This is a genomic window from Micromonospora sp. S4605 (assembly GCF_003176715.1).
Lineage (GTDB): Bacteria > Actinomycetota > Actinomycetes > Mycobacteriales > Micromonosporaceae > Micromonospora > Micromonospora echinaurantiaca.
Window position 1 is genome coordinate 1 of record NZ_QGSW01000225.1, and the last position, 13,858, is coordinate 13,858.

13 protein-coding genes are annotated in these 13,858 nt (G+C 73.7%); 9 read left to right on the forward strand and 4 right to left on the reverse strand.

What is annotated here, in order from left to right; genetic code table 11:
- Nucleotides 1-93: 93 nt before the first annotated feature.
- Nucleotides 94-522 carry a VOC family protein gene (locus DLJ47_RS18990; RefSeq protein WP_109901284.1) on the reverse strand — a complete coding sequence of 143 codons (429 nt, stop codon included), beginning with the start codon at nt 520-522 and terminating at the stop codon, nt 94-96.
- A gap of 140 nt (nt 523-662) precedes the next feature.
- Here DLJ47_RS18990 and DLJ47_RS18995 point away from each other — a divergent pair, with 140 nt between their 5' ends.
- Nucleotides 663-1,436 (forward strand): PPOX class F420-dependent oxidoreductase, encoded by a 774-nt coding sequence (locus tag DLJ47_RS18995; protein ID WP_199235901.1) that lies wholly within the window; start codon nt 663-665, stop codon nt 1,434-1,436.
- A 50-nt stretch (nt 1,437-1,486) separates the two neighbouring features.
- Nucleotides 1,487-2,311, forward strand: a complete 825-nt coding sequence (locus DLJ47_RS19000) for an LLM class flavin-dependent oxidoreductase (RefSeq protein WP_109901286.1) — start codon at nt 1,487-1,489, stop codon at nt 2,309-2,311.
- A 27-nt stretch (nt 2,312-2,338) separates the two neighbouring features.
- On the opposite strand, the gene DLJ47_RS19005 is transcribed toward DLJ47_RS19000, so the two are convergent.
- The gene (locus DLJ47_RS19005; RefSeq protein WP_109901331.1) at nt 2,339-2,770 is read right to left on the reverse strand and encodes a MarR family winged helix-turn-helix transcriptional regulator; all 432 of its coding nucleotides are present in this window, start codon (nt 2,768-2,770) and stop codon (nt 2,339-2,341) included.
- Nucleotides 2,771-2,861: 91 nt separating this feature from the next.
- Here DLJ47_RS19005 and DLJ47_RS19010 point away from each other — a divergent pair, with 91 nt between their 5' ends.
- The 4 genes from DLJ47_RS19010 (at nt 2,862) to DLJ47_RS19025 (ending at nt 7,892) form a co-directional block, all read left to right on the forward strand.
- Entirely contained in the window at nt 2,862-4,097 is a 1,236-nt protein-coding gene (locus tag DLJ47_RS19010; protein WP_109901287.1) for a multidrug effflux MFS transporter, read from the forward strand.
- A 152-nt stretch (nt 4,098-4,249) separates the two neighbouring features.
- Complete coding sequence (locus tag DLJ47_RS19015) at nt 4,250-5,245, forward strand: winged helix-turn-helix transcriptional regulator (protein WP_158289846.1); 996 nt, start codon at nt 4,250-4,252, stop codon at nt 5,243-5,245.
- Nucleotides 5,197-6,060, forward strand: a complete 864-nt coding sequence (locus DLJ47_RS19020) for a hypothetical protein (protein WP_146228137.1) — start codon at nt 5,197-5,199, stop codon at nt 6,058-6,060. Before DLJ47_RS19015 ends, DLJ47_RS19020 begins: the two co-directional genes overlap by 49 nt.
- A gap of 452 nt (nt 6,061-6,512) precedes the next feature.
- On the forward strand, nt 6,513-7,892 hold the full coding sequence (locus DLJ47_RS19025; protein WP_109901290.1) for a phospholipase D-like domain-containing protein: 1,380 nt from the start codon (nt 6,513-6,515) through the stop codon (nt 7,890-7,892).
- A 155-nt stretch (nt 7,893-8,047) separates the two neighbouring features.
- Here DLJ47_RS19025 and DLJ47_RS19030 read toward each other — a convergent pair whose 3' ends face one another.
- Both DLJ47_RS19030 and DLJ47_RS19035 read right to left on the reverse strand, forming a co-directional pair.
- The gene (locus DLJ47_RS19030) at nt 8,048-11,149 is read right to left on the reverse strand and encodes a BTAD domain-containing putative transcriptional regulator (protein ID WP_109901291.1); all 3,102 of its coding nucleotides are present in this window, start codon (nt 11,147-11,149) and stop codon (nt 8,048-8,050) included.
- 123 nt (nt 11,150-11,272) lie between these two features.
- Nucleotides 11,273-11,767, reverse strand: coding sequence for a hypothetical protein (locus DLJ47_RS19035; RefSeq protein ID WP_146228138.1), 495 nt, complete (start codon nt 11,765-11,767; stop codon nt 11,273-11,275).
- 145 nt (nt 11,768-11,912) lie between these two features.
- Here DLJ47_RS19035 and DLJ47_RS19040 point away from each other — a divergent pair, with 145 nt between their 5' ends.
- The 3 genes from DLJ47_RS19040 to DLJ47_RS19050 all read left to right on the forward strand — a co-directional run bounded on the left by DLJ47_RS19040 (nt 11,913) and on the right by DLJ47_RS19050 (nt 13,848).
- Complete coding sequence (locus DLJ47_RS19040; RefSeq protein WP_109901293.1) at nt 11,913-13,115, forward strand: aminoglycoside phosphotransferase family protein; 1,203 nt, start codon at nt 11,913-11,915, stop codon at nt 13,113-13,115.
- 83 nt (nt 13,116-13,198) lie between these two features.
- Nucleotides 13,199-13,552 carry a type II toxin-antitoxin system RelE/ParE family toxin gene (locus DLJ47_RS19045; RefSeq protein ID WP_109901294.1) on the forward strand — a complete coding sequence of 118 codons (354 nt, stop codon included), beginning with the start codon at nt 13,199-13,201 and terminating at the stop codon, nt 13,550-13,552.
- Nucleotides 13,549-13,848: a helix-turn-helix domain-containing protein gene (locus DLJ47_RS19050; protein WP_109901295.1), complete on the forward strand. Its 300-nt coding sequence runs from the start codon at nt 13,549-13,551 to the stop codon at nt 13,846-13,848. Before DLJ47_RS19045 ends, DLJ47_RS19050 begins: the two co-directional genes overlap by 4 nt.
- Nucleotides 13,849-13,858 lie beyond the last annotated feature (10 nt).

A 13,858-nucleotide genomic window follows, 5' to 3' on the forward strand; every position in this document is an offset into this window, starting at 1 on the left:
CCCCGGCAACCTGCTCACGCTCTGCCTGGACCCGCTCGAACTGCCCCTGCTGGATCCGCTGCTCTGCCCGACGCCTAGCCCCTGATCCGCTGGTCAGGCACCGAAGTCGGGCACGGTGATGGTGCCGTCCGGACCGAGCGGGAAGCCCGGATTCCAGGCGATCTCCCAGACGTGACCGTCCGGGTCGGCGAAACAGCCGGCGTACCCGCCGTAGAACGTCTCCCGGGCCGGGCGGGTCACCTCGGCGCCGGCAGCAACCGCCGTGGCGAGCAGGTCGTCCACCTCGTCGCGGGAGCGGACGTTCTGCGCCAGCGTCATCCCGCCGAACCCGCCGCCTGGGTCGTCGACGCCCGCGTCGTCGGCCAGCTTCGCCCGGCCCCACAGCACCAGCGCCAGCCCACCGGCCTGGAAGAAGACCGTCTCCTCGACCTCCTGACCGCGCCAGCCGAGCCGCTCGTAGAAGGCCCGCGCCCGGGCCACGTCGGCGACCCCGAGGGTGACCAGGCTGATCCGCTGCTCCATGCCGCCAACCTAGCGCCGGATCATTGCGGCGGGTGGCAGACCGGCCTCGACGTCGTTGCCGTCCGGGTCGCCGCTCGACGTCGGCGCCCGGTGGGACCCAGGCGATGTCACCTCGACCGGCCCCGTTCCGTCGAAGGGGCATGAGAGGCATCATTCGCGTCATCGCCGCCCTGCTCGGTCTGTCCGCGGTCGTGACCGGGGTGTGGGCGCTGGTGGCATCGGGCTCGTTCAGCGCGACGGTCAACTTCCCGGAGCACCGGCACTTCGTCCACGACGTCGGCGCCTTCCAACTCGGCATCGGTGCCACCCTGCTGCTGGCGCTGATCTGGGCGGACGGGCTGGCGGTCGCGCTCGCCGGCTATCTGGTCGGGGCGGTCGCGCACACCGCCTCGCACATCATGGACCGGGACCTCGGCGGCGCCACCGGGCAGACCGCGCTGATCGCCGCCTTCGCGCTGGTGGCCGCCTGGGCCCTGGTGCTGCGGTGGCGTGAACTCGGTTCGGTGCTCGGCCGGGTCGAGTCGGACGCGGCACCGCCGTGGGCCGGGTTCACCCGGCAGAAGACTGTCGCGCTGACCAGCTACCGCCGCGACGGCACCCCGGTGGCCACCCCGGTGAGCATCGCCGTCGCCGGCGAGCGGGCCTACGTGCGCAGCTTCGAACGAGCCTGGAAGACCCGGCGGATCAGTGCCAACCCGGCCGTCACCGTGGCCGCCTCGACGGGGCGAGGCCGGCCGACCGGCGCGGCGCTGCCGGCCACCGCCCGGCGGCTCACCGGCGCGGAGTACGCCGCGGCCGCCCGCGCGCTGCGCCGCAAGTACCCGCTGCTGCACGGGGTGCTCGTACCGCTGGCACACCGGCTCGGCCGGCGGCGCACCGGCCGCACCGTCCACTTCGAACTGTGCGTCGACTGACCCGTCCCCCGTGGCTCCCGCCGGGGACGAGTCCTGACTAGGGTGGGGCGATGCCCCGCTTCGCTGTCGGTCTACCGAACGTCGGGCCCTTCGCCGACGCCGCGACCCTGGTCGAGCTGGCCGTCGCGGCTGAGGAACGGGGTTGGGACGGCGTCTTCCTCTGGGACCACCTGCTCTACCACGATCCGGATTGGCCGGTGGTGAACCCGGTCGTGGTGACGGCCGCGATCGCCGCCCGTACGGCCCGGATCAGGCTCGGGGTGCTGGTGACCGCGCTGCCCCGGCGGCGGGTGCAGATCGTGGCGCGGGAGACCGCCACCCTGGACACCCTCTCCGGCGGTCGGCTCGTCTTCGGCGCGGGCATCGGGTCGATGGACCGCGAGTACGCGGCCTTCGGCGAGGATCCCGACCTGCGGGGGCGCGGCCGGCGCCTGGACGAGTCGCTGGAGCAGCTCGCCGCGCTCTGGTCGGGCCAGGAGGTGCCCCTGCCGTCGGGCGAGCGGGTGCGGATGCTGCCGACCCCGGTGCAGCGCCCGCGCATCCCCGTCTGGTGCGCCGGCCGCTGGCCCAACCGTCCCGGCTTCCGCCGCTCCGCCCGGTGGGACGGGTTCATGGCGACCTTCCGCGACGCCGGCCGGGAGATCCCCGTGCCGGTCGAGGACTTCGCCGACGCGGTCCGGTTCGTCGCCGCCGAGCGGGGCTCGCTGGACGGGTTCGACGTCGTCCTCGAGGGCTGGACGACGCCGCAGAACGCCGAACGGATCGTCGCGCCGTACGTCGACGCCGGGTTGACCTGGTGGGTCGAGGCGATGGGCTGGTGGCGCGGCGGCGTCGACGCCGCCCGGGACCGCATCCTGGCCGGTCCGCCCCGCTGACCCCGGCCCCACCGGCCGGGTAGCGGCTCAGTGCTGGCTGGCAATCCGGTCGGCGAGCCGGTCCAGCGCCGACACGGCGGCCAGCACTGCGGCCCGGTCAGATTCGTCCAGTTCGGACAGCGCGGCGGTGAGCAGCTCGCGCCGGTGCAGCCCGTACGCGGCGATCCGCTCCCGGGCCGCGTCGGTCAACTCCAGCCGGACGCTGCGCCGGTCGGCCGGGTCCCGTTCCCGGTGCAGCAGGCCGGCCCCGGTCAGCTCGCCGACCAGCGTGCTGACCGTGTTCGGCGCGGTGCCCAGCCGCTCGGCGGCCTCCCGGACGCTGACCCCCGGCTGCCGCTGCACCAGCCGGAGCACCTCCACCTGGGCGTCCGGCAGAGCGACCCGGCCGGCCCGCTGGACGGCTCGCCGGCGCAGCGCCCGGTGCAGCTCGCCGACGGCCCCGCCGAGGCGATCGACCATCTCGTCGGTCACAGTCCGCCCTCTCCACGCCGCGATACCTCTGTAGTCAGAGCTATCGTAGCTGGGCCGAGCCGCCCCCGAGAGGACAACCATGTCGCACGCCACCGCGCCGCCCGTACGCCCGGACGAGCGCGTCGCCGCGCCGACCGGCCGGGCCGCCGCCGTGCTGCTGGTGCTGCTCGGCACGCTCACCGCGTTCGGCCCGCTCTCCCTGGACACCTACCTGCCGGCGTTCCCCGAGATGACCCGCGACCTGGCCGCCAACCAGGCGCGGATCCAGCTCTCGCTGACCACCTGCCTGGTCGGCATGGCCCTCGGTCAACTGGTCACCGGCCCGCTCAGCGACCGCTGGGGGCGCCGCCGCCCGGTGCTCGCCGGCGTCGGCGCGTACGCCCTGCTGTCGCTGGCCTGCGCGGCCGCGCCGAGCGCGGAGCTGCTGGCCGCGGCGCGGTTCGCGCAGGGGTTTGCCGGTGGGATGGGCGTGGTCGTGGCCCGTGCCGTCGTCCGCGACCTCTACGCCGGCCGGGACGCCGCGAAGTACTTCTCCCGGCTCACCCTGATCTTCGGCATCGCCCCGATGGCCGCCCCGGCCTTCGGCAGCCTGGTGCTGCGCTTCGGCGACTGGCGTACCGTCTTCGTCGCGCTCGCGGTGATCGGCGCGCTGCTCGCCGCCGCCGTCGCGTGGCGGCTGCCCGAGACGCTGCCCGCCGCGCGGCGCAGCACCGGCGGCCTCGCCGCCACGGCCGCCGCCGGCCGCACGCTCTTCACCGATCGGATCTTCCTCGGGTACGCGCTGACCCAGGGCCTCGCCTTCGCCGGGCTGTTCGCCTACATCTCCGGGTCGTCCTTCGTCTTCCAGGACGTCTTCGGCGTCTCCGCCGCCGGGTTCAGCGTGCTCTTCGGCGTCAACGCGCTCGCCCTGGTCGCGGTCGGCCAGCTCAACGCCCGGCTGCTCGACCGCTTCGAACTCCGCCCGCTGCTGATGCGCGCGCTGGGGGTGAGCGTGCTGGCCGCCGCCGCGGTGCTCGCCGGCGCGCTGCTGGACAGCCTGCCGCTGGTGGCGGTGGCGCTGTTCGCCTTCGTCGGGTCGCTCGGCATGGTCACGCCGAACGGCACCGCGCTGGCCCTGGACCGGCACGCCGCGCACGCCGGCACGGCCGCCGCGCTGCTCGGCGCGATCCAGTCGGTGGTCGGGGCGCTGGCGGCGCCGCTGGTCGGGCTGGGCGGCGAGGGCAGCGCGCTGCCGATGGCCGTGGTGATCGCCGGGGCGGCGGTCGCCTCCCTCATCACCGTCCGCACCCTGGCCCGCCCGCGTTCCCCACGCTGACGACCGTCACGTAGGTCCTGTCGGCGGGTGTACGTCCGTCCCCACCTCTGGCGGCGACGGAGCCGACACGCCGGACAACTTTCGGACGCGGCAGGCCTCCGGGGTGTATAAGTGTTATCTGAGGAGAGCGGATAATGCTTATATCGGCGGGCGTGTGGCGGGAACTGGTCGGTGTGGGCCTGACGCTGATCCCGCGCGGCCCCGATCAGCTTGAGCTGCGGTACGGCCAAACCGTGGCAGTGCTGACCGTCGTCAAGTCGGCGATACCACTGACACCCGGCGACGTCGCGGCGCTGGCCGACCGCCACCCGGCGCCATGCCTTATCGTCGTGCCCTCGGCCACGCCGGCCGTTCGCGCCGCCATCGAAGCCCACGGCTGGTCCTGGCTGACCGACGCCGACCAACAGGTCGCAGGCGTGTTGCGAGTCGGTGCGGAGCGGATCGCGCTCAACGTCCGGCAGGCCGTGGTGTCCCGGTCCACCCGTCCTGGTCCGGTGCCGTGGGGCACCTTCACCCTCGTCCGGCGGATGATCGGGCGCCCGTACGCCAATCAACGAGAGCTGGCCGCTCTTGTCGGTGTGTCCCAACCCCGGGTCTCGCAGGCCATGCGGGTACTGGCGGATCAGGGTTTTGTGCGCCGAGGGCCGGCAGGCTGGACGGTGCACGACATCGACACTGCCCTCCGCTGGTGGCTCGACTCCTATCCTGGGCCGGGTGGGCTCCGAACCCTCTGGTACAGCCTTGATCCGCCGATCGAGCAGGCTCGTGCGGTCGCCGAAGTGCTTGCGACCGAAGCTGCCGGGTCGCACCCCGCCGTCTCCGGTGACGTCGCCGCCGACGCCATCGCTCCCTGGCGGTCGCCGGTGCGCGCGGTCCTCTACGCCCGCGCCGGCGTCGATCTGACCGGGGCCGGCTTCGTTCCGGCAGGTGAGGAGGAGGCCACCCTCGAACTCACCGTGCCTCGGGACGTCGGCCTCTGGTCGCCGGCGCAGCTGTCGGGGGCTTCGCCGACCGCGCTCCCGCTCGCCGATCCACTGCAGATCCTGTGGGACGTTCGCCGCGCCCCCGGGCCTGACAGCGAGGAAGCGGCGGACCGGGTGTGGCAGTTCATCCGCCGTCGCCACCGAGAGCAGGGAGCGGCCGCATGACTCCACCGACTTCGGCCGACCCCAGGCCGCCAACGCCGAAGCCGGTCTCGCTGACATCAACCAGCCGTGCCGCCGACGCCGGATTCCTGACCCTCGCCGACCTGGCTGGCCTCACGGCTGCTCTCGATCTTGACTACCGCATCGTCGGCGGTCACATGGTCACCCTGCTCGTCGCGGCTCACGGGGTCGCCGACCAGGTGCCGATGCGGGACACGGCCGACACGGACTTCGCGGCCCTGCCCACAGTGATCGGCGACCCTCGCCTGCCGGCCGCCCTCCGCGACCGCGGGTACCAGTCCCGGGAGGCTGCCAACCGGTTCAGCCGTGACCACACGGACGCTCGCGGGCAGCTCAGCCTGGTGGTCGACATCCTGGCTCCGTCCTACCGGGGCACGCTGGTGCCCAACCAGCGCCACGGTGACCTGGTCGTCGACGAGATTCCCGGCCTCGTGCTCGCCCTGCACCGCCCTGCCGAGCTGATCGATCTCCGCGTGCAACTCACCAACCGCGACAGCCTCGCCATCCGCGTGCCGCTTCCGGACGTGACCTCCGCGCTCTGCCTGAAGGCGCTGGCATATCGCGGGCGGTTCACCGCGAAGGACGCGGTCGACCTGTGGCGTCTCGCCAACGCCGGCCATGCGGCCGGATTGCGCGCCGCTGACTGGCCCGTCAGCGTCACCGGTCGTCAAGCAGCCGACGTCCTGCACCGCTTCTTCGGGTCGCCCGCTGCGGCCGGGCTCAAGCAGATGTCGCCCCGCGCCGCGGACCGCACCCGCATGCAGGCACTGGTACGCCAGCTCGCCCCGAAACTCTGAGGGAAGTCTTCGAACCTCGAACGCGATGGCGCTCGCCCTGGACCGGCCCGCCACGCGCCAGCACGATCTGCACGCCGCTTCCACGGTGCTTCCACGCGGCGCTGCAATCGTGGATGTCGATCCGGAAGGGGCGCGTCGCAACCCCAGCTGCGGCGCGACCCCTCCCGGCAGACGAGGGGAGTGGGCCACCCGGGCGTTCGGGTGCAGTTGTTGTCGTCCCAGCGACAACAACTGCACCCAGAGCGCTCGAAGCCCTCGCGGACCGGCCGGGCAGCCTGCCGGCGCCCCACCTCGCCTCGTCGACATCGATCCGGGACGGGTGCACCGCAACGCGCCGGTCCCGGCCACCGACCAGCGGCTGGATCGTGGGGCCGAACGGCCTGTGCCGACCCTCGGGCAACGGGCATCGGCACCGACGGGGGCCAGCCGCTGGCCAACGGAGAGGCATCGGAATGCAGATCGAACCGCTGGTGAACCCCGACCGGGGAGGTGTGCGCCGGTTGGCCCGACGGGTGGGCCGGCGCGGCCTCGCCCTGGCGCTGGTCGCGACGACCGCGCTGTCCCTGCCGATCACCCCGGCCAGCGCGGCCGAACCCACCGCCGAGGCGCTGGCCACCGCCGACGCCCCGGCCACCACGGAGGCGCCGGCCGCAGCCGCGGCGGCGGTGCCGATCGCTGCGTCGGAGGTACGCAACTACGCCTGGTTCAACCAGAAGACCGAGAGCGACATGCACGCCGGAGTCGCCGGCCACGTCACCCGGCTGATCAACGCCGCCGCACCCGGGTCGACGCTCTCGCTCACCCTCTACTTCTTCAACCGGCAGGAGATCGTCGACGCGTTGCGCTCGGCCGCCGCCCGGGGCGTACGGGTGCGGGTCGTCATCAACGGCAGCCAGGTCGGCAGCGCCCACTACAACGCGCTGAAGGCGATCCCGACCGCCCGGGTGGTCGCCTGCGGGCAGCGCCGCGCCGACGGCCAGTCCACCCGTGGCTGCGTCACCCGCCGTACCGGGGCGTCGCCGCTGCACAACCCGCCGCTGCTGCACGACAAGTTCATGACCATCTCTCGGGTGCAGCTGGCCGGCGGCGGGACGGCGAGCAACGTCCTCTACGTCTCCTCGGCGAACCTCGACCACTACCGGGCGTACGAGAACGCCATCACGATCAGCCACGCCGGCCTCTACAACGCCTACCTGAGCTACTTCAACGACCTGATGCGCTACGGCAGCTCCGGGCGGAACAACCCGAACTACGGGCGGACGACCACCGTCGGCACGCACCGCGTCTACACCTTCCCCCGCCGGGAGGCCGCCGGCCGTACGCCGGGCAGCGCCAGCAACGACCCGATCGCCAGCCTGCTGCGCTCCACCAACTGCTCCGGCGGCACCCGGATCGACCTGGCCAACTTCCGCATCCAGCGGGCGGCCGTGGTCCGGGAGCTGAAGGCGGCCCGCAGCCGCGGCTGCCAGGTGCGGATCGTCACCGGTGCCAAATCCGGCCGGCCGCACGACGCGGGCGCGCCGATGAAGGCCCTGGTCGACCTGGCCCGCGCGATGCCCGTGCACCTGTGCGGCTACACCGAGGCCGGGGGCGTCCCGATGCACGAGAAGTTCATGATCATCCGCCGGGGGAGCCAGTCGACCCTCTACACCGGCAGCCACAACCTCACCTACCGGGCGCTGCGGCAGAACGACGAGAACATCGTGGCGCTGCGCAACCACCCGCTTGCCGCGCCGTTCCAGCAGCGCTTCGAGCAGCACCACAGCACCTGCCTGCGGTGGACGCCGTCGGCCGGCACCACCGGCACCGCCTCGGCCGAGGACGCCGGCTGAGCACCCCGCTATCCGAGGGCCGGCCCAGCTGCGGCCGGCCCTCCCGGCGCTCAGGCCGTGGTCGCCCCGGCGAGCAGAGCGCCGACCCGCTCGATTCGGTGTTCAGGCCGTGGTTCGCCTGGGCCAGCAGGGTGCCGATCCGTTCGGTCCGGTGCTCAGGCCGTGGTCGCCCCGGCCAGCAGGGCGCGGACACGCTCGGCGTCCGGATGGTCGAGGTCGGTGAGGATGTCCAGCGCCTGCCGCCAGGACTCCCGGGCGGCCGCGGTGTCGCCGCCGGCGTGCTGGGCCTCGCCCAACTGGCGCAGCGTGACCGCCTCGTTCATCCGGTCGCCCAGCTGCCGGTACAGCCCCAGCGCCTGCCGGTAGCAGGCCAGCGCCTCACCCGGGTCGACCTGCCGGTAGGCGTACCCGAGGCTGTCCCAGGCGCCGGCCATACCGACCGGGTCGCCGAGCCGCTCCAGCAACGCCAGCGAGCGGCGGCAGTGCGCGATCGCCGGCTCGTGGTCGCCGAGCAGCGCGTGACACCAGCCCACCGAGTTGTGCGTGTTGGCCACCCCGCGCTCGTGCCCGGCGCGTTCGAACAGCTCCAGGGCCGCCAGGTCGTGCCCCAGCGCCGCGCGGACGTCACCCCGCTGCTCGCACAGCCAGCCCAGGCTGCGCCGGGTGAACCCCTGCCCGACCAGGTCACCGAGCCCGCCGAACAACTCCAGCGCCCGCCCGTAGCGCTCCCGCGCCGCGTCGAAGTCGCGCAGCCGCACGTACGCGCCGCCGAGGATCCGGTGCGCCTCGGCCTCGGCCGCCCGGTCGTCCTGCCGCCGCGCCGCCGCCACCGCGGCCAGCCCCACCCGCACCCAGTCCCGCCAGTGCCCGCGCCGGGCGAGGAAGTTCGCCGCCGCCCAGGCCAGCCGCCACACGTGCCCGTCCTGGCCGGCCCGCTCGGCCCGGTCCAGCGCGGCGAGCAGCACCGGGTGCTCGGCGGTGAACCAGGCCAGCGCGGCGTCGCGGTCCGCGAACACCTCCGGCCGCACGCCGGGCGCGATCGCGGGGAACGCCAGCGGGTCCCGGTGCGGCCAGAGCAGCCGGTCGGCGGCGAGCGCGGTGTGCAGGTAGTGGTCGAGCATCCGGCGCAGCGCCGCCCGCCGCCCGCCGTCGTCGGCCAACTCGCTGGCGTACGCGCGCAGCAGGTCGTGCAGCGCGTACCGGCCCGGGACGTGCTCGACGAGCAGGTGCGCCGCCGCCAGCTCGCGGACCGCCGCGCGTACCTCCTCGGGGGGTGCGGCGGCGAGGCTCGCCGCCGCCGCGACCGTGACCTCCGGCCCGGGGTGCGCCGCCAGCAGCCGGAACAACTCCGCCGCCGGTGCGGTGAGCCCGTGGTACGACCAGGAGAAGACCGCCCGCACGTCGGTGCCGCCCACCGCGAACGCATCGAGCCTGCCACCGCCGCCGCGCAGCTCCCCGGCGAGCGCGTCGAGGGCGAACTCGGGGTGGCTGGCCGCCCGGGCCGCCACGATGGCCAACGCCAACGGCAGCCGCCCGCACGCGTGGACGATCTGCCGGACCGCCTCGGCTTCCCCAGCCAGCCGGGCGGCCCCCAGCCGGCGGCCGATCAGCTCACGGGATTCGCCGTCGGTGAGCAGGTCGAGCCGCAGCGGCCGAGCACCCTCGGCCACCACCAAAGCGGGCAGCTGGTTGCGGCTGACCACCACGGTGGCGCAGCCCGCAGCCCCCGGCAGCAGCGGGCGGACCTGGTCGGCGTCGCGGGCGTTGTCCACCACCACCAGCACCCGCCGGCCGGCGAGCAGGCTCCGGTAGAGCCCGGCCTGCGCCTCCAGGGTCGCCGGCACCCGGTCGGGCGGCACGGCGAGCGCGTCGAGGAAGCCGCGCACCGCCGCACCCGCGCCGAGCGGGGTGCCGTCCGGGTCGTAGCCGCGCATGTCCACGTACAGCTGGCCGTCGGGGAAGTCGTCGCGCAGCGTGTGGGCCAGGCGCACCGCGAAGAGCGTCTTGCCGACCCCGGCCAGCCCGCTGACCAGCACGGTCGGGGAACCGTCGGCGGGGGAAAGCAGCAGCGCGCGGGCGGCGGCGAGGTCCGCGGTGCGGCCGACGAACTGCGGTGGGTCGGGCGGCAGCAGACAGGGCCGCGCCGGCTTCGCGGGCTCGGCGGCCTCACGCGGCGACGGTACGAGCCGGCGGAGGATGTCCCGCTGAAGCTCCTGCAGTTCCGGGGCGTCCAGCCCGCGCTCGCCGAGCAGGACGACGCCCTCCCGGCACACCTCGGCGGCCTCGTCCACCCGCTGCTCGGCGTAGAGCGACAGCGCGAGCAGCCGTCGTACGGCCTCGTCGTAGGGGTCGTCGGAGATCGCGCCGGTCAGCTGCGCGATCGCCTCGGCGTGCCGGCCGAGCGCGGCCAGTCCCTCGGCGAAGCCGCGCCGCGCCGCCCGGCGTCCCGCCTCCAGCTGCGCGGCCCGTGGCCGGACGAACGGACGGTCGGCCAGGTCGGCGAAGGCCGGGCCACGCCACAGCGCCAGCGCGTCGTGGAGCAGCGCCACCCCGCGCTCGGTCAACGCGGTCTCGCCGGCGGCGACCAGCCGGCGGCCGTCGGCGCACCAGCGCTCGAAGCGGTCTGCGTCGAGCGTGTCGGGTGGAAGGTCGAGGCAGTAGGCGGAGCCTGCCCCCGAGCCGACCGTCCTGATGACCGGCGCGTCCGCTGTCGGGCCCGACGCAGGTGCCAGGCCAGATCCGGTTCCCGAAGCCCGGCGCGCCCGCCATTCCGCATTCGTCAGGCGCTGGCCGCGTTCCGCCTTCCGCGTGGGCCCCTCGCCGAGCGCCGCTTCCGGCGCGGAGGGCTCGCCGAGTTCCGCTTGCGGCGCGGGCCGCGCCCCGAGCGCAGCCTCCGGCACGGAGGGCTCGCCGAGTGCCGCTTCCGGCGCAGAGGTGCGCTTCGCTTTCGGCGGGTGGTGCTCGCCGCTCTCCGCTATTAAGACCGTGTGCGGATCCCGTTCCGCTTGTAGCGGGTGGTGCTCGGCGGGGTTGGCTTCCAGGGCTCGGCGGAGGTGGGAGACGTGGCTGCGGAGCGTGGCCCGGGCGCCGGCCGGCGGCGCCGCGTCCCACAGCAGCTGGACGACCCGGGACGCCGGCACCGCCGAGCCCGCCTCGACCAGGAGAATCGCCACCAGCTCCACCAGCTTCGGCCCCAGCCGGACGGACCGGTCGCCGTGCGTCACCTGCACCGGACCGAGCACGCTGATGCGCAACACCCAGGACCCACCCTCCCTTGTGGCGTATCGACCACCGTAGTGGCACGCCGGTGACGATGCGTGAACCCGCGACGGGTGTCCCGGATGCCGGTCAGCCGACAGGAATCGGCGTGGGGCCGGCGGTCAGTCGGGTAGCTCGATGCGCAGACGACGGGCGAGCTCCCGGTGTGCGGCCGAGAGGGCGTCCACGGTCAGAGCGAGCAGTTCGTCGGCCCGCAGCGGTTTGGCAAGGGCGAGCTCGAAACACTCCCGGTCCGAGTGCTGTGCCAGCGTCACCTCGGGGTGCGCGGCGAACGCGGCCAGGAGGATGTCGTCGTCGGTGACGTCCGGCCCGGTGTCGACCACGGGCTTCATCTCCTCGGCGAGGCTGATGGTCCACGACCGTCCGTCCCCGGTGCCGACCGTGATGGCCGCCAGGACATCGTCGCGGCTGAGCGCCAACTCCGGGTCGCCCGGCTCGACGACGAGGTCGACGAACCGCCGAGGTGCCCGGGCAAGCGCCGCCGCGACCGTGGAACGGCCGGACAGCAGGGGGCCGTCGTACTCGTCCCAGCCCTGGTACGACCTGCTCGGCGAGACACCTGGCACGGAGTAGCGAAGGCGGCGCAACCAGGACATGGGGCCAACCTTCATCACGTGGACCGGCCGCGCAAGCGGCCGGCCGCGAGCGCGGGCCGGTGGTGGCGGGCGGCGGGGACACGCTGGCGGGCTGGCCGCGATTAAGCGCTCGCCGCCCGCTGTGGCCCGGCGGTAGCGTCCCGGCGTGAGCCGCACCGTGACCCTCGTCCTGCTCGGCGCCGCCGGCGCGCCGCTGGGCGCCCTGCCGCCGTTCGAGGTGTCCACACCCTGGTGGCAGGACGTCGCCCCGGTCGTCGAGGCGGCCCGCGAGCGGTACGGGGTCGACGTACAGGTGCTCCGCCTGCTCGGCGGGGACGACACCGGCACCATCGGCGGCGCGGTGACGTACCTCGGACAGGTGAGCGACCGGCCGACCACGCCGCTGCGGCCGGCGGACCCGGAACTGGCGGCGGACCCGCTGCGCGCCGCGTACGCCGAACCCGGCGGACCGGCCCGCAGCCTGGCCTGGGCGAGGGCGCAGTTGCGGCGGCTCGGCCGGCCGGTGGAGACCGTCACCCAGCAGCGCACCTGGAACCTGTCGGCGATCTGGCGGCTCGACGGCGCGGGCGGGACGGCGTGGCTGAAGCAGGTGCCGGTGTTCTTCCGGCACGAGGCAGCGGTGCTGCGCTGGCTCGGCCGGACGGTGCCGGGACGCACCTCGACGCTGCTCGCCGACGACGGCGACGGGCGGATGCTGCTGGAGCACGTGCCCGGCGAGGACCGGTACGGGGCGCCGATCGAGGAGCGGCTGGCGATGGCCGCCGACTACCACCCGGTGCAGGTGCGGTCGGTGCCGGACGTGGCGGAGCTGGTGGCGGCGGGGGTGCCGGATCTACGCGGGACCGGCTTGGCTGCCTGGATCCGCGGTCACCTTGCCGCGCACGACACCTCGTCGGTGGAGTCTCTGCTGGCGGGGCTGGAGTTGCGGCTGGACGAGGTACGGCGGTGCGGGCTGCCGGAGACGTTGGTGCACGGCGACCTGCACCCGGGGAATGTGCGGGTGTGCGGGGACCAGCGCGTGGTGATCGACTGGGGGGACGCGTTCGTTGGGCATCCGGCGTTCGACGTGCTGCGGTTGAGTGAAGGGCTGGAGCATGCGGCTGCCGCTCGGGTGCTGGCGGAGTGGTGTGCGCGGTGGCGGGGGAGCGTGCCGGGGTGTGAGCCGGAGCGGGCCGTGGAGTTGTTGCGGCCGGTGGCGGCGTTGCGGTTGGCGGCGGTGTACGCGATATTCCTAGCCGGGATCGAGGCGAGCGAGCGGGTGTACCACGCGACGGACGTCGGCACCTGCCTGAAGCAGGCGGCCGAGCACGCGTCAATGGCGGCTGGTCTCGACGTGGCATCCGGGTGACGATGGCACCCCGATTTGGCTCTGATCCCGACACGCGGGCGAAAAGCCATAACATGATTCGGTGAGGTCATAGCATCGATGCTATGACCTGGGGTAGCGTGGAGCTGGAACCAGAAGTCCGAGACTGGTTGGAGGCACTCTCGACCACTGACTTCGCCCGAGCAGCCTTCTACATCGATCTTTTGGCCAGCCAGGGTGTGCTCCTCGGCGAACCGCACACGAGGCAACTCGACGGCAAGCTGCGTGAACTGCGGTTCTACCTGGAGCGTGAGGCAGTACGCGTGACGTACTGGATAGCCTCCGACCGGAGAATCATCCTGTTGACCGTGTTTCGGAAAACGCGAATGCGAGAGGACCGGGAGATCGAGCGGGCACGCCGAGCGCTTGAGCGATGCGTGGCGGAACGACACACGGTGCACGAGGGGGTAGAGCGATGAGCGATCGCGTCGACTGGAATGACCTACGCGACCGCCGGCTGGCCGAGCCAGGGGCAGCCGAGGCGTATGAGGCCACTCGTATCGCCTTCGAGCTGGGTCAACAGGTGCGTCATCTGCGGGAGAACAACGGCTGGAGCCAGAGTCAGCTAGCCCAAGCTGCCGGCATGACGCAGTCCGCGGTGGCTCGCTTCGAGGCCGGTGGAACGGTGCCGACGCTGCCGGTGCTGGAGCGCCTCGCGCGAGCCCTCACCATGAAGTTGGAAGTCAGGTTCGCGCCAAGAGCGGACGCGGCCTGAATCGGCTGGT

Bases quoted from the DNA above. Each gene is read 5' to 3' on its own strand.
- DLJ47_RS19005 (WP_109901331.1), bottom strand. From the start codon at position 2,770: ATGGTCGATCGCCTCGGCGGGGCCGTCGGCGAGCTGCACCGGGCGCTG.
- DLJ47_RS19045 (WP_109901294.1), top strand. From the start codon at position 13,199: ATGACCTGGGGTAGCGTGGAGCTGGAACCAGAAGTCCGAGACTGGTTG.
- DLJ47_RS18990 (WP_109901284.1), bottom strand. From the start codon at position 522: ATGGAGCAGCGGATCAGCCTGGTCACCCTCGGGGTCGCCGACGTGGCC.
- DLJ47_RS19025 (WP_109901290.1), top strand. From the start codon at position 6,513: ATGCAGATCGAACCGCTGGTGAACCCCGACCGGGGAGGTGTGCGCCGG.
- DLJ47_RS19010 (WP_109901287.1), top strand. From the start codon at position 2,862: ATGTCGCACGCCACCGCGCCGCCCGTACGCCCGGACGAGCGCGTCGCC.
- DLJ47_RS19000 (WP_109901286.1), top strand. From the start codon at position 1,487: ATGCCCCGCTTCGCTGTCGGTCTACCGAACGTCGGGCCCTTCGCCGAC.
- DLJ47_RS19035 (WP_146228138.1), bottom strand. From the start codon at position 11,767: ATGTCCTGGTTGCGCCGCCTTCGCTACTCCGTGCCAGGTGTCTCGCCG.
- DLJ47_RS18995 (WP_199235901.1), top strand. From the start codon at position 663: ATGAGAGGCATCATTCGCGTCATCGCCGCCCTGCTCGGTCTGTCCGCG.
- DLJ47_RS19050 (WP_109901295.1), top strand. From the start codon at position 13,549: ATGAGCGATCGCGTCGACTGGAATGACCTACGCGACCGCCGGCTGGCC.